The 21,561-nt window shown below is 59.4% G+C and carries 22 protein-coding genes; 10 read left to right on the forward strand and 12 right to left on the reverse strand.

Going from position 1 to position 21,561, the window contains the following annotated elements; genetic code table 11:
* Nucleotides 1-164: 164 nt before the first annotated feature.
* Nucleotides 165-1,364: a tyrosine--tRNA ligase gene (gene tyrS / locus AC07VV_RS08085; protein ID WP_457379710.1), complete on the reverse strand. Its 1,200-nt coding sequence runs from the start codon at nt 1,362-1,364 to the stop codon at nt 165-167.
* Between the two features lie 210 nt (nt 1,365-1,574).
* Here tyrS and AC07VV_RS08090 point away from each other — a divergent pair, with 210 nt between their 5' ends.
* Together AC07VV_RS08090 and AC07VV_RS08095 are read left to right on the forward strand one after the other, a co-directional pair.
* The gene (locus AC07VV_RS08090; RefSeq protein WP_096817945.1) at nt 1,575-2,999 is read left to right on the forward strand and encodes a peptidoglycan DD-metalloendopeptidase family protein; all 1,425 of its coding nucleotides are present in this window, start codon (nt 1,575-1,577) and stop codon (nt 2,997-2,999) included.
* A 3-nt stretch (nt 3,000-3,002) separates the two neighbouring features.
* Nucleotides 3,003-4,094, forward strand: a complete 1,092-nt coding sequence (locus AC07VV_RS08095; RefSeq protein ID WP_495035954.1) for an anhydro-N-acetylmuramic acid kinase — start codon at nt 3,003-3,005, stop codon at nt 4,092-4,094.
* 74 nt (nt 4,095-4,168) lie between these two features.
* Here AC07VV_RS08095 and erpA read toward each other — a convergent pair whose 3' ends face one another.
* On the reverse strand, nt 4,169-4,519 hold the full coding sequence (gene erpA / locus AC07VV_RS08100; protein WP_003228776.1) for an iron-sulfur cluster insertion protein ErpA: 351 nt from the start codon (nt 4,517-4,519) through the stop codon (nt 4,169-4,171).
* 167 nt (nt 4,520-4,686) lie between these two features.
* Entirely contained in the window at nt 4,687-5,721 is a 1,035-nt protein-coding gene (argC, locus tag AC07VV_RS08105) for an N-acetyl-gamma-glutamyl-phosphate reductase (RefSeq protein WP_457379713.1), read from the reverse strand.
* 135 nt (nt 5,722-5,856) lie between these two features.
* On the opposite strand from argC, the gene hemJ reads away from it, so the two are divergent.
* The 6 genes from hemJ (at nt 5,857) to coq7 (ending at nt 10,355) form a co-directional block, all read left to right on the forward strand.
* A complete protein-coding gene (hemJ, locus tag AC07VV_RS08110) occupies nt 5,857-6,285 on the forward strand; it encodes a protoporphyrinogen oxidase HemJ (RefSeq protein ID WP_085709241.1) in 429 nt (142 codons plus the stop codon).
* A gap of 33 nt (nt 6,286-6,318) precedes the next feature.
* Nucleotides 6,319-7,287, forward strand: a complete 969-nt coding sequence (locus AC07VV_RS08115; RefSeq protein ID WP_495035955.1) for an NAD(P)H-dependent flavin oxidoreductase — start codon at nt 6,319-6,321, stop codon at nt 7,285-7,287.
* Between the two features lie 94 nt (nt 7,288-7,381).
* Nucleotides 7,382-8,332, forward strand: a complete 951-nt coding sequence (locus AC07VV_RS08120) for a DUF805 domain-containing protein (protein WP_495035956.1) — start codon at nt 7,382-7,384, stop codon at nt 8,330-8,332.
* A 61-nt stretch (nt 8,333-8,393) separates the two neighbouring features.
* The gene (locus AC07VV_RS08125) at nt 8,394-9,182 is read left to right on the forward strand and encodes an SDR family NAD(P)-dependent oxidoreductase (RefSeq protein WP_007956321.1); all 789 of its coding nucleotides are present in this window, start codon (nt 8,394-8,396) and stop codon (nt 9,180-9,182) included.
* Nucleotides 9,183-9,262: 80 nt separating this feature from the next.
* Nucleotides 9,263-9,601: a histidine triad nucleotide-binding protein gene (locus AC07VV_RS08130; RefSeq protein ID WP_003228789.1), complete on the forward strand. Its 339-nt coding sequence runs from the start codon at nt 9,263-9,265 to the stop codon at nt 9,599-9,601.
* Between the two features lie 106 nt (nt 9,602-9,707).
* On the forward strand, nt 9,708-10,355 hold the full coding sequence (coq7, locus tag AC07VV_RS08135) for a 2-polyprenyl-3-methyl-6-methoxy-1,4-benzoquinone monooxygenase (RefSeq protein WP_007956317.1): 648 nt from the start codon (nt 9,708-9,710) through the stop codon (nt 10,353-10,355).
* 61 nt (nt 10,356-10,416) lie between these two features.
* Here the strand turns inward: coq7 and speD are convergent, their stop codons facing one another.
* Both speD and AC07VV_RS08145 read right to left on the reverse strand, forming a co-directional pair.
* Complete coding sequence (speD, locus tag AC07VV_RS08140) at nt 10,417-11,211, reverse strand: adenosylmethionine decarboxylase (protein WP_007956315.1); 795 nt, start codon at nt 11,209-11,211, stop codon at nt 10,417-10,419.
* Nucleotides 11,212-11,448: 237 nt separating this feature from the next.
* Nucleotides 11,449-11,871 carry an OsmC family protein gene (locus AC07VV_RS08145; RefSeq protein ID WP_003228794.1) on the reverse strand — a complete coding sequence of 141 codons (423 nt, stop codon included), beginning with the start codon at nt 11,869-11,871 and terminating at the stop codon, nt 11,449-11,451.
* Nucleotides 11,872-12,107: 236 nt separating this feature from the next.
* On the opposite strand from AC07VV_RS08145, the gene crp reads away from it, so the two are divergent.
* Nucleotides 12,108-12,752 carry a cAMP-activated global transcriptional regulator CRP gene (gene crp, locus AC07VV_RS08150; protein ID WP_085709238.1) on the forward strand — a complete coding sequence of 215 codons (645 nt, stop codon included), beginning with the start codon at nt 12,108-12,110 and terminating at the stop codon, nt 12,750-12,752.
* 10 nt (nt 12,753-12,762) lie between these two features.
* Here crp and AC07VV_RS08155 read toward each other — a convergent pair whose 3' ends face one another.
* The 4 genes from AC07VV_RS08155 to AC07VV_RS08170 form a co-directional block, all read right to left on the reverse strand.
* Nucleotides 12,763-13,461 carry a lipoate--protein ligase family protein gene (locus AC07VV_RS08155; protein WP_495035957.1) on the reverse strand — a complete coding sequence of 233 codons (699 nt, stop codon included), beginning with the start codon at nt 13,459-13,461 and terminating at the stop codon, nt 12,763-12,765.
* A gap of 96 nt (nt 13,462-13,557) precedes the next feature.
* Nucleotides 13,558-14,394 carry an indole-3-glycerol phosphate synthase TrpC gene (gene trpC, locus AC07VV_RS08160; protein WP_495035958.1) on the reverse strand — a complete coding sequence of 279 codons (837 nt, stop codon included), beginning with the start codon at nt 14,392-14,394 and terminating at the stop codon, nt 13,558-13,560.
* The gene (gene trpD / locus AC07VV_RS08165) at nt 14,391-15,440 is read right to left on the reverse strand and encodes an anthranilate phosphoribosyltransferase (protein WP_096817925.1); all 1,050 of its coding nucleotides are present in this window, start codon (nt 15,438-15,440) and stop codon (nt 14,391-14,393) included. Before trpD ends, trpC begins: the two co-directional genes overlap by 4 nt.
* A gap of 9 nt (nt 15,441-15,449) precedes the next feature.
* A complete protein-coding gene (locus AC07VV_RS08170) occupies nt 15,450-16,043 on the reverse strand; it encodes an aminodeoxychorismate/anthranilate synthase component II (protein WP_495035959.1) in 594 nt (197 codons plus the stop codon).
* Between the two features lie 403 nt (nt 16,044-16,446).
* Between AC07VV_RS08170 and estP the strand changes: the two genes are divergently transcribed.
* The gene (gene estP, locus AC07VV_RS08175) at nt 16,447-18,357 is read left to right on the forward strand and encodes an esterase EstP (protein WP_495035960.1); all 1,911 of its coding nucleotides are present in this window, start codon (nt 16,447-16,449) and stop codon (nt 18,355-18,357) included.
* Nucleotides 18,358-18,425: 68 nt separating this feature from the next.
* Here estP and trpE read toward each other — a convergent pair whose 3' ends face one another.
* The 3 genes from trpE to rpe all read right to left on the reverse strand — a co-directional run bounded on the left by trpE (nt 18,426) and on the right by rpe (nt 21,465).
* On the reverse strand, nt 18,426-19,904 hold the full coding sequence (trpE, locus tag AC07VV_RS08180) for an anthranilate synthase component I (RefSeq protein WP_085709232.1): 1,479 nt from the start codon (nt 19,902-19,904) through the stop codon (nt 18,426-18,428).
* A 71-nt stretch (nt 19,905-19,975) separates the two neighbouring features.
* Nucleotides 19,976-20,794 carry a phosphoglycolate phosphatase gene (locus AC07VV_RS08185; protein ID WP_495035961.1) on the reverse strand — a complete coding sequence of 273 codons (819 nt, stop codon included), beginning with the start codon at nt 20,792-20,794 and terminating at the stop codon, nt 19,976-19,978.
* Nucleotides 20,791-21,465, reverse strand: a complete 675-nt coding sequence (gene rpe, locus AC07VV_RS08190; protein ID WP_007918813.1) for a ribulose-phosphate 3-epimerase — start codon at nt 21,463-21,465, stop codon at nt 20,791-20,793. Before rpe ends, AC07VV_RS08185 begins: the two co-directional genes overlap by 4 nt.
* Nucleotides 21,466-21,561 lie beyond the last annotated feature (96 nt).

A 21,561-nucleotide genomic window follows, 5' to 3' on the forward strand; every position in this document is an offset into this window, starting at 1 on the left:
CATCACCACTCTTTCAACTCCTTCCAGGCTTCGATGATCTGAAGCAAGCCGCTGTCGAAAACTGCGTAACTCATTGAACTTCAAGGAGTTTTCCGTTTCGACTGCGCCGGAAGTGGGGCGAATTATAGGCCTCCAGAATCTGCCGTCAACCCCTAATTTCAACCTTACTCGGATTTCAGCGTAATCCGTGCAAAAGCCTTCTTGCCAGCCTGGCAAACATGAGTCGCACCCAGCACGCATATAAAGGAACGATCGACAACCTCACCATCTACACGCACACCGCCAGAAGCCAGCAGGTCACGAGCAGCCGCCGAGTTCTTCACCAGGCCTGCCTTATTAAGGACGGCAGCAATCGGCATATCTTCGGCAGCAGTCAGTTCGACTTCCGGCAAATCATCCGGCAACTCGCCATCCTTCATACGGTTACCCGCACCACGGTGAGCATTGGCAGCAGCCTCTTCACCATGGAAACGCGCAACAATTTCCTCAGCCAGCTTGATCTTGATGTCGCGAGGATTGGCACCCGCCTCTACATCAGCACGGAAAGCATTGATCTCATCCATCGAACGGAAGCTGAGCAGTTCGAAGTAACGCCACATCAACGCGTCCGGGATCGAAACCAGCTTGCTGTACATGACGCCCGGCGCTTCCTGGATACCGACGTAGTTGCCCAACGACTTGGACATCTTCTTAACGCCATCCAGCCCCTCGAGCAAAGGCATCGTCAGAATGCATTGAGCTTCCTGACCATAACCACGCTGCAGCTCGCGCCCCATCAGCAGGTTGAACTTCTGATCGGTACCGCCCAGCTCCACATCCGCACGCAATGCAACCGAGTCATACCCCTGAACCAGCGGATAGAGGAACTCATGAATGGCGATTGGCTGATTGGTGGTGTAGCGCTTGTCGAAGTCATCACGCTCAAGCATACGAGCCACGGTGTACTGCGAAGTCAGGCGAATAAAGTCCGCTGGCCCCATCTGATCCATCCAGGTGGAGTTGAACGCGACTTCGGTTTTCGCCGGATCAAGAATCTTGAAGACCTGAGTCTTGTAGGTCTCGGCATTTTCCAGAACCTGCTCACGGGTCAGTGGAGGACGAGTTGCACTCTTGCCACTCGGGTCCCCGATCATTCCGGTGAAGTCACCTATAAGGAAGATCACCTGATGCCCCAGCTCCTGGAACTGGCGCAGCTTATTAATAAGCACGGTGTGACCAAGGTGCAGATCCGGCGCCGTTGGATCGAAGCCGGCCTTGATTCGCAGCGGCTGGCCACGCTTGAGCTTTTCGATCAGCTCGGACTCGACCAACAATTCTTCCGCACCACGTTTAATCAGCGCTAGCTGCTCTTCAACCGACTTCATAACAGACCCGCAAGGCTCAGATTCAAAGGGAACCAACCATACAAGATCGCGCACCAATTACAAGTTTTGCCCGGCGCACGGACACCAATCCACGGGCGAGATGCCTGCGGACTTGCCTCAGAGATGATTTGGTTATATTTTATACAGTTATTTCATCTTCATCATGTCATTCATCTTTTCCAATTCATCTTTTCAAAGTCAAAACTACTTATGACCACTGAACCGTCTAAAGCGCCACCGCTTTACCCGAAGACCCACCTGCTTGCCGCAAGTGGGATCGCCGCCCTTCTCAGCCTGGCGCTCCTGGTATTTCCTTCCAGTGATGTTGAAGCCAAAAAGACAACCCTGAGCCTTGAACTGGAAAGTCCTGCTGAACAACTGACACAAGATCAAGACGCTGCTGACGCGGTTCAAGCCACAAATGAGCCAGTAGCTTCGCCCTTCGCGCAGATCGAAAACAGCGCAGAAGACGCACCTCAAACCGCCCAGGCCGCGCCAGCGCCTGCACCGGTCGCTCCTGAAAAGAAGGCTCCAGGCCACAGGGAAGTGATCGTCTCCAAGGGCGATACCCTTTCGACATTGTTCGAGAAGGTCGGCCTTCCCGCCGCAGCCGTCCATGACGTGCTGGCCAGCGACAAACAGGCCAAGCAGTTCAGCCAGCTCAAACACGGCCAGAAACTCGAATTCGAGCTCAACCCGCAAGGCCAACTGACCAACCTGCACAGCAAGGTCAGCGACGTCGAAACCATCACCCTGACCAAGAACGACAAGGGTTATGTTTTCAACCGCGTTACCGCCAAACCAACCGTTCGCACCGCTTACGTCCACGGCGTAATCAATAGCTCGCTGTCCCAATCAGCCGCCCGCGCCGGCCTGTCCCACAGCCTGACCATGGATATGGCCAGCGTGTTCGGCTACGACGTCGACTTCGCCCAGGATATCCGCCAGGGTGACGAGTTCGACGTGATCTACGAGCAGAAAGTGGTCAATGGCAAAGCCGTCGGCAATGGCCCGATCCTGTCCGCCCGCTTCACCAACCGCGGCAAGACCTACACCGCCGTGCGTTATACCAACAAGCAGGGCAACAGCAGCTACTACACCGCCGATGGCAACAGCATGCGCAAGGCGTTCATCCGTACTCCGGTGGACTTCGCTCGCATCAGCTCCAAGTTTTCCATGGGCCGCAAACACCCGATCCTCAACAAGATCCGCGCCCACAAAGGTGTCGACTACGCCGCCCCGCGCGGTACGCCAATCAAGGCTGCCGGTGACGGCAAAGTATTGCTGGCAGGTCGTCGTGGTGGTTACGGCAACACTGTGATCATTCAGCACGGCAACACCTACCGCACGCTGTACGGCCATATGCAGGGTTTCGCCAAAGGCGTGAAAACCGGTGGTACCGTCAAGCAGGGCCAGGTGATCGGCTACATCGGCACCACCGGCCTTTCCACCGGTCCTCACCTGCACTATGAGTTCCAGGTCAACGGTGTTCACGTCGATCCGCTGGGCCAGAAGCTGCCAATGGCCGACCCGATTGCCAAAGCCGAACGCGCTCGCTTCCTGGCACAGAGCCAACCGCTGATGGCTCGCATGGACCAAGAGAAGGCCACCATGCTGGCCTCGAGCAAGCGTTAAGCCATGGCTCTCTATATCGGCGTGATGTCCGGAACCAGCCTCGACGGTCTGGACATCGCCCTGATCGAGCAGACCTCGGCGATAAACCTGATCGCCACGCATTACATTCCCATGCCTGACTCTCTGCGCGCCGAGCTGCTTGGCTTGTGCGCCAGCGGCCCCGACGAGATCGCCCGCTCGGCCATTGCCCAGCAGAACTGGGTGAAGCTTGCAGCCCAAGGGATCCATGCCCTGCTCGAGCAGCAACAGCTCAAACCCGAAGCCATTCGCGCGATCGGCAGCCACGGCCAGACCATTCGCCATGAGCCGGCACGCGGCTTCACCGTACAGATCGGCAACCCTGCCCTGCTGACCGAGCTGACCGGCATTACGGTCATCAGTGACTTCCGCAGTCGCGATGTGGCCGCCGGCGGCCAAGGCGCCCCGCTGGTTCCTGCCTTCCATGAAGCGTTGTTCGAAGAGCGTACCGGTAACCGCGCAGTCCTGAATGTCGGCGGTTTCAGCAATCTCAGCCTGATTGAACCGAACAAGCCTGTAGCCGGATTCGACTGCGGGCCTGGGAATGTGCTGATGGATGCGTGGATTCACCAACAGCGCGGCGAAAACTATGATCGCAATGGTCAATGGGCAGCCAGCGGCAAGGTTGAGCCAATCCTGCTCAAGGCATTGCTGAGCGATCCCTTCTTCTCGACCCAAGGTCCGAAGAGTACCGGCCGTGAAGTGTTCAACCTGCCTTGGCTGGAACAGCATCTGTCACACCTGCCGGGTTTCACACCCGAAAACGTACAGGCAACGCTGCTCGAACTGACAGCGCTGACCATCGTCGAGTCGCTGCAAAGCGCTCAATCGAATACCGAAGAGCTTCTGGTCTGCGGCGGCGGCGCCCACAACGCCACGCTGATGAAGCGTCTGGCTGACCTGCTACCAAACGCAAAAGTCGCCAGCACCGCCACCCACGGCGTAGATCCGGATTGGGTCGAAGCCATGGCCTTCGCCTGGCTGGCCCATTGCTGCCTGGAGGGCATCACCGCCAATCGCCCCAGTGTCACCGGCGCAAAGGGCTTGCGCGTACTCGGCGCCATCTACCCCAACTAAGGCAAAACGCAGATAACAAAACGCCGCAGAACCGTGAAGTTCTGCGGCGTTTTACTGTGCACGGTGAAGCGAAATCAGATCGAGAACGAGGAGCCGCAACCACAAGTCGTGGTGGCATTCGGGTTCTTGATCACGAACCGCGAACCTTCCAGACCTTCCTGGTAGTCCACCTCGGCACCTGCCAGGTATTGGAAACTCATCGGATCAACCACCAGACTCACGCCTTCGCGCTCGACGATAGTGTCGTCCTCGGCCACATCTTCATCGAAGGTGAAGCCGTACTGAAACCCTGAACAACCGCCGCCCGTAACGAATACGCGCAGCTTCAAGCGATCATTCCCCTCTTCATCGACCAGGCTCTTCACCTTGTGCGCGGCACCCTGGGTGAATTGCAAAGCCGTGGGGGTGAAGGATTCGACGCTCATGCTGACTTTCTCCCGGCGTTACGCCGCCATAATGCGTGATGACGCGCATTATCCGCTTGTCCTAGAAAATCGGTCAACTATTGTTACGGTATATCAATAAAGCCGATCAACCGACCAGAATGCAAAAAGGCCCGTTCCACGGGCCTTTTTACGAGTCCAACAAGCCGTTACGGCAGCATGCCCGCATGGGACAGACCAAAGCGCTCATCCAGCCCGAACAGGATGTTCATGTTCTGCACCGCCTGACCCGATGCGCCTTTGACCAGGTTATCGATCACCGAAAGCACCACTACCAGATCACCATCCTGTGGACGATGAACCGCGATACGGCAAACGTTCGCGCCACGCACGCTGCGGGTTTCCGGATGGCTACCGGCCGGCATCACGTCGACGAACGGTTCGTTGGCATAACGCTTTTCGAACAGTGCCTGCAGATCCACCGAGCGATCCACCACGGTCGCATAGAGCGTGGAATGGATGCCGCGAATCATCGGTGTCAGGTGTGGCACGAAGGTCAGACCGACATCCTTGCCCGCCGCACGACGCAGCCCCTGACGAATTTCCGGCAAATGACGGTGACCTTTCACCGCATAAGCCTTCATGCTTTCCGACGTCTCGGAGTACAGCGAGCCTACGGCAGCACCACGACCGGCACCGCTGACACCGGACTTGCAGTCAGCGATCAGCAGCGAAGTATCGGCCAGACCTGCCTCAAGCAATGGCAGGAAACCCAGCTGAGTTGCGGTCGGATAGCAACCCGGCACCGCAATCAGGCGTGCTTTCTTGATTTGCTCACGATTGACTTCCGGCAAGCCATAAACCGCTTCATCCAGCAGCTCCGGCGCACCGTGCGGCTGGCCGTACCACTTGGCCCATTCATCCGCGTCCTGCAGACGGAAGTCCGCCGACAGGTCGATGACCTTGGTGCCCGCCGCCAGCAATTCACCGGCCAGTGCGTGGGCAACGCCGTGCGGGGTGGCGAAGAACACCACATCGCAAGCGCCCAGGGTCTTGATGTCCGGCACGCTGAACGCCAGGCCATCGTAGTGGCCGCGCAGGTTCGGGTACATATCAGCCACGGCCAGACCGGCCTCGGATCGGGAAGTGATCACCACCACTTCTGCCTGCGGATGCTGTGCCAACAGACGCAGCAGTTCGACACCGGTGTAACCCGTGCCGCCGACGATACCGACCTTGACCATAAACCTGCCCTCAACGAACCCACTGGAAAGCCGTCGATAATAGGGGCCGCGCGCCCCTGCGACAACCGTCAAGGTGACGTGCGGACGCTCAAGCCTCTACTATCCGGCCTACCGTGAATGAGGGAATAAACAAAAATGCTCTATCTATGGATCAAAGCGCTTCATATCGTCAGCATCGTGTGCTGGTTTGCCGGACTGTTCTACCTGCCGCGACTGTTCGTTTATCACGCCCAAAGTGAAGACACGATCAGCAAGGAACGCTTCAGCGTCATGGAGCGCAAGCTGTATCGCGGCATCATGGGCCCGGCGATGATCGCCGCGCTGATCTTCGGCGGCTGGCTGATCTACCTGAACCCGAGCATCTTCAGCAGCGGTGGCTGGATCCACGCCAAGCTGACCCTGGTCGTGCTGTTGATCGGTTATCACCACATGTGCGGCGCGCAGGTAAAACGTTTTGCCCGTGGCGAGAACACCCGCAGCCATGTCTTTTATCGCTGGTTCAATGAAGTGCCGGTTCTGATATTGCTGGCTATCGTAATTCTGGTCGTGGTCAAGCCGTTCTAACTTCAACTGGTTCAACTTTCCGGGGTACTTCCGATGTCGCTGCCCGCTCTGCTCGAACAACGTCTGCGCCTGCCCGTCGTGGCTGCGCCGATGTTCCTGATTTCCAATCCTGAACTGGTGCTCGCGTGCTGTCGCAATGGCGTGGTGGGCAGCTTTCCGGCGCTCAACCAACGCGAAAGCAGCGGGTTCAAGGCCTGGCTGGAACAGATCGAAGCAGGACTGGCGACACTGGATAACCCGGCGCCTTATGCCGTGAACCTGATTGTTCACAAGAGCAATCCGCGTTTGCAGGCGGATCTGAAGATCTGCGTCGAGCACAAGGTGCCCATCGTCATCACCAGCCTCGGTGCGGTTAAGGAACTGGTGGACGCCGTGCACAGCTATGGCGGCCTGGTGTTCCACGACGTGACGACTCGCCGCCATGCGGAAAAAGCCGCCGAAGCCGGCGTCGATGGTTTGATCGCCGTTGCCGCCGGCGCCGGTGGCCATGCCGGCACCTGGAGCCCGTTTTCGCTGATTGCCGAGATTCGTCAGTTCTTCGACAAGACGCTGCTGCTTGCAGGATGTTTGAACCACGGCCATGAGATTCTCGCCGCACAGCTGCTCGGCGCGGATTTGGCCTACTTCGGTACGCGATTCATCGGTACGACTGAAAGTCATGCGCCCGACGCCTACAAGGAGATGCTCCTGACAGCCAAGGCCGCGGACATCATTCATACTCCTGCCGTGTCTGGAGTACCGGCCAGTTTCATGCGTCAAAGCCTGGAAGCTGCCGGTTTCGACACGGCTGCGCTGCAAGGCAAAGGTGAAGTGAACTTCGGCGACAAGCTCAAACCGATCAACGATGAAGCCAAGGCCTGGAAAACCGTGTGGTCGGCCGGCCAGGGGGTAGGCGAAATCGATGATCTGCCGAGCGTGGACCAACTGGTGGCACGCCTCGATGCCGAGTATCGCCAGGCCCTGGAGCACGCGGCGCAACTTCCGAAACGCTGGCCACGCTGAGAAAATTCCGGCCAGTCATTGCCCGACTGGCCTTACACTGGGCGACTGCAACACGCTTCAATTCAATTTCTTTCGCGACAAGGATGCCTCGGTCATGAGCGAACCGCGTTACAAGATCGTTTTCGACGGAGCCCTTCAGCCTGGCGTCGATATCACCACGGCCAAACTCAATCTGGCCGACCTGTTCAAGAGTGACGTGGCCGGCATCGAGCGCCTGTTCAATGGACGCGCCGTTGCCCTCAAGCGCGACCTGTCACACAGCGACGCCCAGGCTTATTTGCAAGCGCTGGGCAAGACTGGGATCGACGCCCGGATCGAGACGGAAACAGCCATCGAACTGAATCTGTCCGATGTCCAGGAACACTCCGCTGCCGTGACTGAGCCCGACTCACCCTATGCACCGCCTCGGGCCAGTGTCGGTGAACACCTGCCAGAGTTCGCAGCCCTGAAGCCACTGAGTGTCGAAGGCCGGATCGGCCGCCTGCGCTACCTGGCATGGTCGATGGTACTGAGTCTGGTGACGCTGCCAATCATCGGTGTGTTTGCGCTGATCGGTCTGGGCCTGGTGAGCGCCGATTCGACCTCCGGCCTGATCATTGGCGGTATCTTCGCCTTCTTCCTGTTCCTGGCCTTCGCGATCGTCGGCATCCTGTTCAGCATTCAGCGTCTGCACGATATCGGCTGGTCAGGCTGGCTCTGGCTGCTGACCCTGGTCCCGTTCGTGGGCAGCTTCTTCCCGCTGGTGATCATGGTCATGCCGGGCAATACCGGCGCCAATCGCTATGGCCCGCCACCGCCACCGAACAGCACCGCAGTCAAAGTCCTGTGCTCCCTGTGGATCGTCTTTATCGGGTTGTTCTTCGTCGGCGGAATGCTGGGCGGGATCTCGGCGATCCAGCAGGAGTACGAAACCAGCCTCGAAAGCAGTTACGAGAGCGGTTCGGTGACCGCTGATGAAGTCGATGTCGAAGTCGAGCCCGCGCCGAATTTGGTGGACGATGCAGCCGAAGCCGCGCCGGCCCCTGTAGACTCTGCGAAAGAATGAACAGCGCTCCCCGCCGTGACACCTGCGTCCACGGCGCGGAGTTGTTGCGATGGAGAACTGCATGACCCGTTACGCTCTGATCACTGGCGCCTCCAGCGGTATCGGCCTGGCCATGGCCGAAGCCCTGGCCCGCCGAGGCCGCAGCCTGATTCTGGTGGCCCGACAGCGTGATCAGCTGGAAAGCATTGCGATTGAACTGACCCAGCGCTTCGGCGTGGAGGTACTGTTCCGGGCCTGCGATCTGGGCGAGCCGTTGCGCCTGTCCGGGTTTCTGCTGGAGCTTGAAGAAGGTGACCGGCAGATCGATCTGCTGGTGAACTGTGCCGGCATCGGCACGTGCGGTCCGTTCCTGGCCCAGGACTGGATGACCGAGCAGGACCTGATCGAAGTGAACATCCTCGCCCTCACGCGCCTGTGTCACGCGATCGGCAACAGCATGGCTCTGCAGGGTGGCGGGCAGATTCTCAATGTGGCATCGGTCGCCGCGTTCAATCCCGGTCCGTGGATGAGCACTTACTACGCCAGCAAGGCCTACGTTCTGCATTTTTCCGAAGCGCTGCGGGTGGAACTGAAAAAATGCGCGGTGAAAGTCTCGGTGCTCTGCCCGGGCCCGACACGCACGGCGTTCTTTCGCACGGCGCAACTGAACAACGACAAACTCAACGCCAGCAAACTGCTGATGAGCCCCGAAGAAGTCGCGCTGTATACCGTGCGCGCCCTGGAGAAAAACCGCGCGATCATCATTCCCGGGCGCAGAAACCGCTGGTTCGCCTTTCTGCCACGACTGGGTTCGCGCTGGCTCAACCGCACCATCGTCGGCATGGTCAACAAAGCTTACTGCCCGCGCTGAAGGGCCGGCAGGCAAATGGCTGGGCGCGGTGATCCCTCGTGGGTACACTCAGCCCAGCTCACACAACGGAGAAAACAGCTGTGGATACTCTGTTCACCAAGATCATCAACCGGGAAATCCCGGCGAAGATCATCTACGAGGACGACCAGGTTCTGGCGTTCCACGACATCGCCCCACAGGCACCGGTGCATTTTCTGGTGATCCCGAAGAAACCGGTGCGCACCCTCAACGACCTGACGGAAGACGACAAGGCACTGGCCGGGCATATCCTGTTCACCGCCCAGCGTCTGGCGCTGGAACTGGGTTGCGAGGAAGGCTTCCGCGTGGTGATGAACTGCAATGAAAAGGGTGGGCAGACGGTCTACCACATTCATATGCACGTACTCGGTCAACGCCAGATGAACTGGCCACCGGGCTGATCGACCTCGAAATCTGTGGGAGCGCCCTGCTCCCACATGACCCAGCGCAAACCTTCCCCGGCCGATTCGGTTAAACTGGCCGCCGAGATTCTTCCCGGAGGTCAGCATGACTACCCAACGTCACTATTCGCCAATTGACCGTCTTCTGCTGCAAGCCGATGCCGCAATGCGAACCCTGCTGCCCTTCAGCGGCCAGCCGTACCGTCCGTCGCCGGCCATCGTGCAGCCCGACGTGCAGATGAGCGACGAAGACACCCGCCACGTCGCCGGCCTGATGCGTATCAACCATACCGGCGAAGTCTGTGCCCAGGCGCTGTATCAGGGTCAGGCCCTGACCGCCAAGCTGCCGCAGGTGCGCGAAGCCATGGAGCATGCGGCCGAAGAAGAGATCGATCATCTGGTCTGGTGCGAACAGCGTATTCATCAGTTGGGCAGCCACACCAGCGTGCTCAATCCGCTGTTCTATGGCATGTCGTTCGGGATCGGCGCAGTCGCCGGGCTGATCAGCGACAAGGTCAGCCTCGGTTTTGTCGCGGCAACCGAGCATCAAGTGTGCAAGCACCTGAACGAGCATCTGGAACAACTGCCGGCCGAGGATGAGAAATCCCGGGCAATTCTGGAACAGATGCGTATCGATGAAGAACATCACGCAGAAAGCGCGCTGGAGGCTGGTGGTTTCCGCTTCCCGGCGCCGGTGAAGTTCGGCATGAGCCTGTTGGCCAAAGTGATGACAAAAAGCACTTACCGAATCTGAAAAACGCCCATAAAAAAGGCGACTGCCGCAAAGCAGTCGCCTTTTTTTGTGCCCGGATTTCTTAACTCGGCATATTGCGCGCGTAGAAGATTTCCAGCATTTCGTGCTTCACACGCTCGGTCACCTGGGCGCGTTGCTCAGAGGACAGATTACTGGTGGCATCGCCGAACAGGTAGTTATCCAGTTCGAAGTTCTTCAGCAGCATTTTGGTGTGGAACAGGTTTTCCTGGTACACGTTCACGTCGGTCATCTGGTACGCGTCGCGGGTGTCTTCGGAAAGGTAGTTCTGAATCGAGTTGATCTCGTGGTCGATGAAGTGCTTGTTGCCTTCAACGTCACGGGTGAAGCCGCGCACACGGTAATCCACGGTCACGATGTCCGAATCGAACTGGTGAATGAGGAAGTTGAGCGCTTTGAGCGGTGAAATGACACCACAGGTCGACACGTCGATGTCCACACGGAATGTTGCAATACCGGCGTCCGGATGGATTTCCGGGTAGGTATGCACCGTGATGTGACTCTTGTCGAGGTGGGCCAGGATGATTTCCGGCAGCGGACCCGGGGACTCTTCGATCTGGCTTTCGGTCGGGGTGACCGGTTCTTCCGAGATCAGAATCGTGACGCTGGCACCCTGAGGCTCATAGTTCTGACTGGCAATGTTCAGAATGTTGGCACCAATGATTTCGACAACTTCCGTGAGGATCTGCGTCAGGCGTTCCGCGTTGTACTCTTGATTGATGTACTCGACGTAAGCCTGCTGGTCTTGCGGGGTTTCCGCGTAGCAGATGTCATAGATGTTGAAGCTCAAGGTCTTTGTCAGGTTATTGAACCCGTGGAGCTTGAGTTTGCTTTTCACCGTTAAAAACTCTCTATGTATGCGGCCCGGCCGCGTGATCAAGCATGCCCGTCAAGTGCGAACAACGCACCTGCGTAGGACGGTTAACACCTCTTCGCGATGGCGATTTTGGTTATCTGTTCAGGCGGATGACCCGTCGATTGACCGATCACTGCCCTGAAAAAAGTGGCGCATTATGCAGACGTCAGCGGGGGATCGCCAGAGTCTGCACTGCTTTTATGATAGTTGAATGTCGGCTCAGCCGAGTTCGACGATTTCATAGTCGTGGGTGATTGCCACGCCGGCCGCGCCGAGCATGATCGAGGCCGAGCAATACTTCTCCGCCGACAGCTCGATGGCGCGTTTGACCTGGGCTTCTTTCAGGCCACGACCCTTGACCACGAAGTGCATGTGGATCTTGGTGAACACCTTCGGATCTTCGGTCGCGCGCTCGGCCTCCAGGAAAGCTTCGCAGCTTTCAACTGCCTGACGGGACTTCTTCAGGATGCTGACCACGTCGAAGTTGCTGCAGCCGCCAACGCCCAGCAGGAGCATTTCCATCGGGCGAACACCCAGATTGCGACCACCGGCGTCCGGCGGACCGTCCATGACCACGACATGACCGCTGCCGGATTCGCCGAGGAACATGGCTTCGCCAGCCCATTGGATGCGTGCCTTCATCGCCAAGACTCCACTGTAGAAAAAAGGGTCGCCAGCTTAGCACAGGGCCCCGGTTTGACTGCGAGCGCTGATCCTAGGACGGATGCCCTTACTGCGTAGGTAATTTCTCGAATTTTCGACGAAGTGTCTGGTAAGCTGGCGCCAATTCACTGGCGCCTAGCCAGTATTTGTAGCGACCGCCTCAGCGCCTCATATAAAAACCAAATATAACCGTGCAGTCTTTTCGGGATACAACCATGGTTGGTATTACCCCCACACCTAAAATCAAGAACCTCGACAAGCTGCTGATGCATTGCCAGCGCCGCCGTCATGCGGCCAAGAGCAATATCATCTGCGCCGGGGATCGCTCGGACACGCTGTACTTCATCATCCGCGGTTCGGTCACGATCCTGATCGAGGACGACGACGGCCGCGAGATGATCATCGCGTACCTGAATGCCGGGGATTTCTTCGGTGAGCTGGGCCTGTTCGAACAGGCCGGCCAGGAACAGGAGCGCAGTGCCTGGGTGCGGGCGAAGGTCGAGTGCGAAGTCGCGGAAATCAGCTACGCCAAATTCCGTGAGTTGTCGCAGCAAGATCCAGACATTCTTTACGTGCTCAGCGGACAAATCGCACAACGCTTGCGCAACACCACGCGCAAGGTCGGCGATCTGGCGTTCTTCGATGTCACCGGTCGTGTGGCCCGCTGCCTGCTGGAGTTGTGCAAGCAACCCGATGCGATGACCCACCCGGACGGCATGCAGATCAAGGTGACCCGTCAGGAAATCGGGCGGATTGTCGGTTGCTCGCGGGAGATGGTCGGTCGCGTGCTCAAGGATCTTGAGGAACGCAACCTGGTGGATGTGAAAGGCAAGACCATGGTGGTCTTCGGCACTCGCTGAGTTCGAACGCTCAGGCGGCGTAGATCTGCGCCAGCATTAAACGAAAGAGTTCATCGAGTCGCGCCAATGCATGGGGCGCCGGGAATTTCTCATGCAACGCGATGTGGCTGGCGGCACGTACCCGTTGCTCCAGGCCACACGCTTCGTTGAAGCGATTGACCGCCGCGACCATCGATTCGCGCTCGTCATCCAGCAGCATCGCACCGTGCACCAATCCCACCGGGCGCTGACCACCCTGACTCTGGCGCCAGCGCTGAGCGGTGCCGACCATCTTGCGGCCGTCGAGGTTGACGTTGAAACGACCGTCGCAGAACGCGCCATCGATTTCACCCAGCGAAGACGTACCACCCAACTCATCCAGCAACTGACAGATCGGATCACACAGACGCCGGTAACCGGTTTCGATGCGGTTCAGATCGCCTTCGCTGCGAGGCGGCGCGTAGACCAGAGCAATGTTGATCGTCGAAGCGGATTGCGGAACAGGTTCACCACCGGTTTCACGCAGCAGCACCGGCCAACCGGCAGCGGCGGAGACTTCACAGGCGTGATCGAATCCGGGAAGGCGGTTCAAGCGGCGTGGCATGACCAAAGCGCGATCACTGGGTTGCCAGAACAGCAGGCCGAACTCGGCATCACCGGCGCAGACCGAGGCCAGCAGATCCTGCTCGGCTTGCAGACCGGCTTCGATGGTCAGGGAAGTGGGGATCATAAGGTTTCCATAGGACGTTCAGTCTGAGGTGAATCTTATGCTGCCTTCGCGGGCAAGCCCGCTCCCACAGGGATACGGGCGCCTGCGAAGAGTCGATCAGTCGAGGGTCGAACCGCTCACCGGAACGCCGCGCTCTGGGAAGAACAGGCGTTGCAGTTCAATGCCCGGGCTTTCGGCGCGCATGAACGCTTCACCGACCAGGAACGCATAAACGTCGCTGATTTCCATCAGTTCGACATCGGCACGGTTGAGGATCCCGCTCTCGGTGATCACCAGACGATCGCGCGGAATGCGCGGCAGCAGGTCGAGGGTGGTTTCCAGGCTCACGTCGAAGGTGTGCAGGTTGCGGTTGTTGACCCCGACCAGTGGCGTGTCGAGGGTCTTCAATGCGCGTTCCAGCTCATCGCCGTCGTGGACTTCCACCAGAACATCGAGACCGACGCCTTTGGCCACCGAAGCCAGCTCGGCCATTTTCACGTCATCCAGCGCGGAGACAATCAGCAGCACGCAGTCGGCGCCCAGCGCACGGGCTTCGACGATCTGGTACGGATCGATCATGAAGTCCTTGCGGATCACCGGCAGCGAACACGCGGCACGGGCCTGCTGCAGATAAGCATCAGCGCCCTGGAAGTAGTCGATATCAGTCAGTACCGACAGACAGGTCGCCCCGCCCTTCTCGTAGCTTTTGGCGATGTCGGCGGGAACGAAATTCTCGCGGATCACGCCTTTGCTCGGCGAAGCCTTCTTGATTTCAGCGATCACTGCCGGTTGTTTCTTCTTGGCCTGCGCCAGCAAGGCACGGGCAAAACCGCGGGGTGCATCGGCCGTCTTGGCCAGACTTTCCAGCTCGCTCAGGCTCACACGGGCGCTACGCTCGGCGACTTCCTGAACCTTGCGGGCCAGAATGTTTTCCAGAACCGTCGGTACACTCATCCCTCATTCTCCACTTTGAATACCGCGGTAAAGGCACCCAACTCCTCGAGTTTTTCCCGAGCGAGACCGGTGTGCAGAGCGTCGTGGGCAAGTGCCACGCCTTCTTTCAGACTTGTTGCCAGATCGGCGGCGTACAGCGCCGCACCGGCATTGAGCACGATCATTTCGGCAGCCTTCTGGCCGTTCTCGGTCTTGCGCTTGCCCAGCGCGTCGCGGATCAGTGCCAGCGAAGCTTCCGGACCTTCGACCGACAGACCGTGCAGACTCTGGCTCTTCATGCCCAGATCTTCCGGTTCGACCCAATATTCGGTGATCTCGTTGTTCTTCAGCTCGGCCACAAAAGTCGGCGCAGCAAGGCTGAATTCGTCCAGACCGTCCTTCGAATGCACCACCAGCACATGTTTGCTGCCCAGACGCTGCAAGACTTCGGCCAATGGCCGGCACAGTGCCTGGGTGAATACGCCGACTACCTGATGTTTGACGCCGGCCGGATTCGTAAGCGGGCCGAGCATGTTGAACAGGGTACGCAGGCCAAGGTCGCGGCGCGGGCCGGCGGCGTATTTCATGGCTTTGTGGTGAGTCTGGGCAAACATGAAACCGATGCCGACGTTGTCGATGCAGCGCGCTACCTGAACCGGGGTCAGGTTGAGGTAGATCCCGGCCGCTTCCAGCAGGTCGGCGCTGCCGCTCTTGCCCGACACCGCACGGTTGCCATGTTTGGCCACGGTGCAGCCGGCAGCGGCAACGACAAAGGATGAAGCGGTGGAAACGTTGAAAATGTTCGCGCCATCACCGCCGGTGCCGACCACATCGACCACGCCGTCGAGGGTCTTGAGTTCGACCTGGTCGGCCAACTCGCGCATCACCGACACCGCGCCGACGATTTCGTCGATGCTTTCGCTCTTCATGCGCATCGCCATCATGAACGCGCCGATCTGCGCATCCGTGCATTGGCCGGTCATGATTTCGCGCATCACATCGCGCATCTCATCGGTGCTGAGGTCGAGGTGATCGACGATACGGCTCAGGGCTGTCTTGATATTCATGGAGAGTCCTTAGCGCGTGCCGCCGGTTTGTTTGAGGAAGTTGGCGAACAGTTCGTGGCCCTGCTCGGTGAGGATCGATTCCGGGTGGAACTGTACGCCCTCGATGTTCAGGGTCTTGTGACGCAGGCCCATGATTTCATCGACCGAGCCGTCATCGTGCTGAGTCCACGCGGTCAGCTCCAGGCAATCGGGCAAGGTCTCGTGCTTGACGATCAGGGAATGATAGCGGGTGACCGTCAGTGGGTGATTCAAGCCGGCAAATACGCCCTTGTCCTCGTGGAATACCGGACTAGTCTTACCGTGCATCACTTGCCGGGCGCGCACCACGTCACCGCCAAAGGCCTGGCCGATGGACTGGTGGCCGAGGCAGACGCCGAGGATCGGCAGCTTGCCGGCGAAGTGCTTGATGGCTTCGATGGAGATGCCGGCTTCGGTCGGTGTGCACGGACCGGGGGACACCACGATTCGCTCCGGGTTGAGCGCTTCGATTTCGGCGATGGTCAGCTCGTCGTTGCGCACGACCTTGACCTCGGCACCCAACTCGCCGAGGTATTGCACAACGTTGTAAGTAAAGGAGTCGTAGTTGTCGATCATCAGCAACATGGCGTTTCGAACCTCTTGAATTCTGACTTGGAAACAGCCTTCGGATGACTTGCCAGGACGCTGCACGATGTCGGACGCACAGGTGGCGACGGCAAAGCGGCATTTCAAACGGGCAAGGAAGGCAAAGCGATACAGATCCGGCGGGGCCGGCAGAAAAGATTCAGGCGCGCCAACGCCAGCGGGCGTGTGCCTTGATGACTTGATCCAGGAGTTTGCTGGTGATCAACACGGGGAAGGTCTCGTTCATACGTTCCCGCACAGTAACTTAGCTGGGCAGAGCGTGCAATATGGCCGGGCCTGACGGGGGGAAAACTATGGGAGGGTTGACGACCGATGGCAAAACGCCGGAAGTTTTTGGTACTGTCGTTTCGTTCCATACAACAATAAATAAACGGACTTGCTCATGATCAAACAGACGTTGTTTGTACCGCTCGCCGGATGCCTGCTCGCGATGGCCTGCGCCCAGGCGAATGCCGCGCCCAATCCTTATTCGAACTTCGTTGTCTTCGGCGACAGCCTCAGCGATGCAGGTACGTTCTCCGACCCCGACGGTCCAGCCGGCTCGGTCAAGCGTTTCACTAACCGTACAGGCCCGAACTACCAGGACGGCAGCGGTGAGTTCTACTCGCTGAACGCCACCCAATTGATCGGCGGTCGACTGGGTTTCACGCCAAATCAGACCGCTTCCGCTGATTCGGCGGTACGCGCCGGCCAGGGTTTGCCGGACGGCAACAACTGGGCGGTGGGCGGCTACCGCACCGACCAGATTCTCGACTCGATCACCACTACATCCGCCAGCGGTGAACGCACCCGTACCGGCTACCTGCCGTCGAACGGTTTCCGCGCCGATCCGAATGCACTCTATTACCTGACCGGGGGCGGCAACGACTTCCTTCAGGGACGCGTCACCAGTCTCCCTCAGGCCAACGCCGCCGCCGATCGACTGGTCGACAGCGTACGCACACTGCAGGGTGCCGGTGCCCGTTACATCATGGTCTGGCTTCTGCCGGACATCGGCCTGACACCGGCCATCAACGGTTCGCCTCTACAAGCTTTCACCTCGCAACTCAGCGCCCAGTTCAACACCGAACTGGTGAGCCAACTGCAGACGGTCAACGCCAACGTCATTCCACTGAACATTCCGGTGCTGCTCAAGGAGGCGTTTGCCAGCCCCGCGCAGTTCGGCCTGGCCACCGATCAGAACCTGGTCGCTACCTGCTTCAGCGGCGATGGTTGTACTGAAAACGCCCGATACGGGATCAACAGTGCAACGCCGGATCCGACCAAGCTGATCTACAACGACTCGGTGCACCCGACCGAAGCCGGGCAACGACTGATTGCCGATTACGCCTACTCGTTGCTGGCTGCACCCTGGGAGCTGACCCTGCTGCCGGAAATGGCCCAGGGTACGTTGCGTGCGCATCAGGATGAACTGCGTAATCAATGGCTGGCCGATTGGGAAAACTGGCAGGGCGTTGGTCAATGGCGAGCAATTGTTTCCGCTGGCGGCCAGCATCAGGACTTCGATGACCAGCACGCCGGGGCGAGCGCCGACGGTAACGGTTACAACCTGAACATTGGTGGCAGCTACCGCCTCGACGACGCCTGGCGTGTCGGTGTGGCGGCAGGTTTCTATCACCAGAAAATCGAAGCCGGCGACAACGACTCCGAGTACAAACTCAACTCCTACATGGGCACCGCATTCGCCCAGTACCAGCAAAACCGCTGGTGGGGTGACCTGGCCGTTACCGCCGGGCATCTGGACTACGACAGCCTGAAGCGCAAGTTCCAGCTGGGGGTCAACGAGCGTGGCGAGAAAGGCGACACCGACGGTTACGTACTGGCCATCGGCGGCCGTGTCGGCTACGACATCGCGCCAGAAGCCAGCAGCCCATGGCACCTGTCGCCATTCGTCAGCGCCGACTTCGGCAAGGTGGAAGTGGATGGCTACTCGGAAAAAGGCGCGGACGCCACAGCGCTGACCTTCGATGACCAGTCGCGCAACTCCCGCCGTCTCGGCCTCGGCATCCAGGGCAAATACCAGATCACCGCACAGACCCAGGTCTTCGGCGAATTCGCCCACGAGCGCGAATACAACGACGACGCCCAGGATCTGACGATGAACCTCAACAGCCTGCCGAACAATCGCTACACCCTGGAAGGCTACACACCGCAAACCAACCTGAACCGCCTGAACCTGGGCGTGAGCCACAACCTCACCAAAGACGTGGCCCTTCGCGCCAGCTACAACATTCGCAAGGATGACGACTTTACCCAGCAAGGGGTCAATGTTGGCGTAAGTCTCGACTTCTGATCAGTCGGCAATAAAAAACGCGGCGCCCTCACAGACGCCGCGTTTTTTTTATGGCTGAACCCCGTCACTCAGTCCGGGGTTTGTTCCGCCAGTGCAACAGCCCGGAACATCGCCCGGCGCTTGTTAATGGTTTCTTCCCATTCCAGCGCCGGCACCGAATCGGCAACGATGCCGCCACCGGCCTGCACGTGCAGCTCGCCGTTCTTGATCACCGCGGTGCGAATGGCGATCGCGGTGTCCATGTTGCCGTTCCAGGCGAAGTAACCGACCGCCCCGCCATACACGCCACGCTTGACCGGCTCCAGTTCGTCGATGATTTCCATCGCGCGGATCTTCGGCGCGCCGGACAAGGTGCCCGCCGGCAGGATCGCCCGCAGTGCATCCATGGCGGTCAGGCCGGATTTCAACTGACCGGTAACGTTGGACACGATGTGCATCACGTTGGAATAACGCTCGATGACCATCTTCTCGGTGAGTTTCACCGAACCGATTTCCGAAACACGACCCGTGTCGTTGCGACCGAGGTCGATCAGCATCAGGTGCTCGGCGATCTCCTTGTCATCGGACAGCAGGTCTTCTTCCAGCGCCACGTCGGCCTCTTCGGTGGCCCCGCGAGGACGGGTGCCGGCAATCGGGCGCACGGTGATCAGGTTGTCTTCGACCCGCACCAGCACTTCCGGCGAACTGCCGACGACGTGGAAATCGCCGAAGTTGAAGAAGTACATGTACGGCGTCGGGTTGAAGCAACGCAGCGCACGGTACAGATCGATCGGCGCCGCCTTGAAGTCGATCGACATGCGCTGGGACGGCACGACCTGCATGCAGTCACCGGCGAGGATGTATTCCTTGATGGTGTCGACGGCTTTTTCGTAGTCGTCCTGGGTGAAACTGGAGCGGAACACCGGCTCGGCCGCCTGCTGCTTGCTGAAATCCAGGCCACGGCGGGGAGTGATCGGCTGACGCAGTTTTTCCAGCAATTCCTGCAATTGCGCCTGACCCTGCTCGTAGGCATCGGCCTGCGCCGGGTCGGCCAGCACGATCGCGTGCATTTTGCCGGCGAGGTTGTCGAACACCACCACCGCATCGGAGACCATCAGCAGAATGTCCGGCACGCCCAGCGGATCCGGGTTCGGGCATTTGCCGAGACGCTTCTCTACATAACGCACGCAGTCGTAACCGAAGTAGCCCACCAGACCGCCGTTGAAACGCGGCAGACCAGCAATGGTCGGCACGTTGTAGCGGGCCTTGAAGGTTTCGACGAAGGCCAGCGGGTCTTCGACGTCGTGGCTTTCAGTCTCGACGCCATCGACGGTGATGCTGACGTGATGATCGTGAACCCGCAGCACGGTGCGGCACGGCAGGCCGATGATCGAATAACGGCCCCATTTCTCGCCGCCCTGCACCGATTCGAGCAGGTAGGAGTTGGGCTGGTCGGCCAGTTTCAGGTAGATCGACAGCGGGGTGTCGAAGTCGGCCAGGGTTTCGCAGGCCAGCGGGATGCGGTTGTAGCCGTCAGCGGCCAGACGCAGGAATTCTTCGCGGATCATAGGGTGCCTCGTGGTGTGAGGTGCAAATCAGTCAGGTGTGCAAACGCGCCGGCAGGCCGGCCAGGAACAAGTCAGGCGCGCCAACGCCAGCGGGCCAGGGCCTTGATGACTTTCATCCAGAGTTTGCGGGTGACCACCACGATGGCGTTTCCAGAAGGGGATTGAGATGCGTCGGGCAACGTTATCTCAGCGGCCGTATCCAGGCAACCGGGAATTAGCTTGCGCAGATCGTCGATCACCAGTGCCGGGGATTCTTCGGCAATCGGCCGGCCATGGTTGTAGCCATAGCTGAGCGCGACACACTTGACCCCCGCCGCTTTCGCCGCCAGCACGTCGCTGCGCGAATCGCCGACGAACAGCGATTGCGAGGCCGGAATGCCGGACATCTTCATCACGAAGAACAGCGCCGCCGGATCGGGTTTCTTCTGCGGCAGGGTATCGCCGCCGATGATCCACTTGAAGTAGCGGCCGATCTTCATCTGATCCAGCAACGGCGCGACGAAACGCTCCGGCTTGTTGGTGATCAGCGCCATGGCCACGCCCTGCTTGTGCAGCCATTTCAGGGTGTCGCGCACGCCGGGATAGACCACGGTCAGCTCATGGCTGGCGCCGTAGGCTTCCATGAAAACTTCCAGCGCATGCTCGGCTTCGACGTCATCCACGGAGGCATGGTCGATGCCGCCAGCCAAAGCGCGGCGCACCAGCACCGGAGCGCCATTACCGACCCACTCGCGCACCGACTCGATACCGGCAGGCTTGCGCCCGAGGGTGAGCAGCATGTTATCCACCGCCGCCGCCAGGTCTGGTACCGAATCGATCAGCGTGCCATCCAGATCGAACATCACCAACCGCGGCAGTTGCCCCGGGAACAGCTGCTCAAATCCGCTCATGGGCGGGCCAGCGCCAGTTCGGAACGCATCTTGTCGATGACTTCCTGATAGTTCGGCGCATTGAAGATCGCCGAGCCGGCCACGAAAGTGTCGGCGCCGGCAGCGGCGATTTCACGGATGTTGTTGACGTTGACGCCGCCGTCGATTTCCAGGCGGATGTCACGGCCCGAGGCATCGATGATCGCGCGCGCTTCGCGCAGCTTGTCGAGGGTGCCGGGGATGAATTTCTGCCCGCCGAAGCCTGGGTTGACGCTCATCAGCAAGACCATGTCGACCTTGTCGATCACGTACTTCAGTACGTCCAGCGGGGTCGCCGGGTTGAACACCAGGCCGGATTTGCAGCCGCCTTCGCGGATCAGTTGCAGCGAACGATCGACGTGCAGCGTGGCTTCCGGGTGAAAGGTGATGTAGGTGGCGCCGGCCTCGATGAAGTCGCCGACGATGCGATCCACCGGGCTGACCATCAGGTGCGCGTCGATCGGCGCGGTCACGCCGTACTTGCGCAGCGCGGCGCAGACCATCGGGCCGATGGTCAGGTTCGGTACGTAGTGGTTGTCCATGACATCGAAGTGAACGAAGTCGGCACCGGCGGCCAGAACGTTGTCCACTTCCTCGCCCAGGCGGGCGAAGTCGGCGGAGAGAATCGACGGAGCAATAACGAAGGGCTGCATGACGCACCTTTTCTGAGCTAAATCACGATGGCGCGCATTGTATACCTCAAGTTTCCGCGCGCGCACCGTGACCGCGATGATTGGGTTGTGCCATGA

The organism is Pseudomonas sp. GW821-FHT02C04, from assembly GCF_059421845.1.

What these genes read in the sequence shown, in the direction of transcription:
- tyrS (WP_457379710.1), bottom strand. Translation starts at nt 1,364, where the DNA reads ATGAAGTCGGTTGAAGAGCAGCTAGCGCTGATTAAACGTGGTGCGGAA.
- AC07VV_RS08090 (WP_096817945.1), top strand. Translation starts at nt 1,575, where the DNA reads ATGACCACTGAACCGTCTAAAGCGCCACCGCTTTACCCGAAGACCCAC.
- AC07VV_RS08095 (WP_495035954.1), top strand. Translation starts at nt 3,003, where the DNA reads ATGGCTCTCTATATCGGCGTGATGTCCGGAACCAGCCTCGACGGTCTG.
- erpA (WP_003228776.1), bottom strand. Translation starts at nt 4,519, where the DNA reads ATGAGCGTCGAATCCTTCACCCCCACGGCTTTGCAATTCACCCAGGGT.
- argC (WP_457379713.1), bottom strand. Translation starts at nt 5,721, where the DNA reads ATGGTCAAGGTCGGTATCGTCGGCGGCACGGGTTACACCGGTGTCGAA.
- hemJ (WP_085709241.1), top strand. Translation starts at nt 5,857, where the DNA reads ATGCTCTATCTATGGATCAAAGCGCTTCATATCGTCAGCATCGTGTGC.
- AC07VV_RS08115 (WP_495035955.1), top strand. Translation starts at nt 6,319, where the DNA reads ATGTCGCTGCCCGCTCTGCTCGAACAACGTCTGCGCCTGCCCGTCGTG.
- AC07VV_RS08120 (WP_495035956.1), top strand. Translation starts at nt 7,382, where the DNA reads ATGAGCGAACCGCGTTACAAGATCGTTTTCGACGGAGCCCTTCAGCCT.
- AC07VV_RS08125 (WP_007956321.1), top strand. Translation starts at nt 8,394, where the DNA reads ATGACCCGTTACGCTCTGATCACTGGCGCCTCCAGCGGTATCGGCCTG.
- coq7 (WP_007956317.1), top strand. Translation starts at nt 9,708, where the DNA reads ATGACTACCCAACGTCACTATTCGCCAATTGACCGTCTTCTGCTGCAA.
- AC07VV_RS08145 (WP_003228794.1), bottom strand. Translation starts at nt 11,871, where the DNA reads ATGAAGGCACGCATCCAATGGGCTGGCGAAGCCATGTTCCTCGGCGAA.
- crp (WP_085709238.1), top strand. Translation starts at nt 12,108, where the DNA reads ATGGTTGGTATTACCCCCACACCTAAAATCAAGAACCTCGACAAGCTG.
- AC07VV_RS08155 (WP_495035957.1), bottom strand. Translation starts at nt 13,461, where the DNA reads ATGATCCCCACTTCCCTGACCATCGAAGCCGGTCTGCAAGCCGAGCAG.
- trpC (WP_495035958.1), bottom strand. Translation starts at nt 14,394, where the DNA reads ATGAGTGTACCGACGGTTCTGGAAAACATTCTGGCCCGCAAGGTTCAG.
- trpD (WP_096817925.1), bottom strand. Translation starts at nt 15,440, where the DNA reads ATGAATATCAAGACAGCCCTGAGCCGTATCGTCGATCACCTCGACCTC.
- AC07VV_RS08170 (WP_495035959.1), bottom strand. Translation starts at nt 16,043, where the DNA reads ATGTTGCTGATGATCGACAACTACGACTCCTTTACTTACAACGTTGTG.
- estP (WP_495035960.1), top strand. Translation starts at nt 16,447, where the DNA reads ATGATCAAACAGACGTTGTTTGTACCGCTCGCCGGATGCCTGCTCGCG.
- trpE (WP_085709232.1), bottom strand. Translation starts at nt 19,904, where the DNA reads ATGATCCGCGAAGAATTCCTGCGTCTGGCCGCTGACGGCTACAACCGC.
- AC07VV_RS08185 (WP_495035961.1), bottom strand. Translation starts at nt 20,794, where the DNA reads ATGAGCGGATTTGAGCAGCTGTTCCCGGGGCAACTGCCGCGGTTGGTG.
- rpe (WP_007918813.1), bottom strand. Translation starts at nt 21,465, where the DNA reads ATGCAGCCCTTCGTTATTGCTCCGTCGATTCTCTCCGCCGACTTCGCC.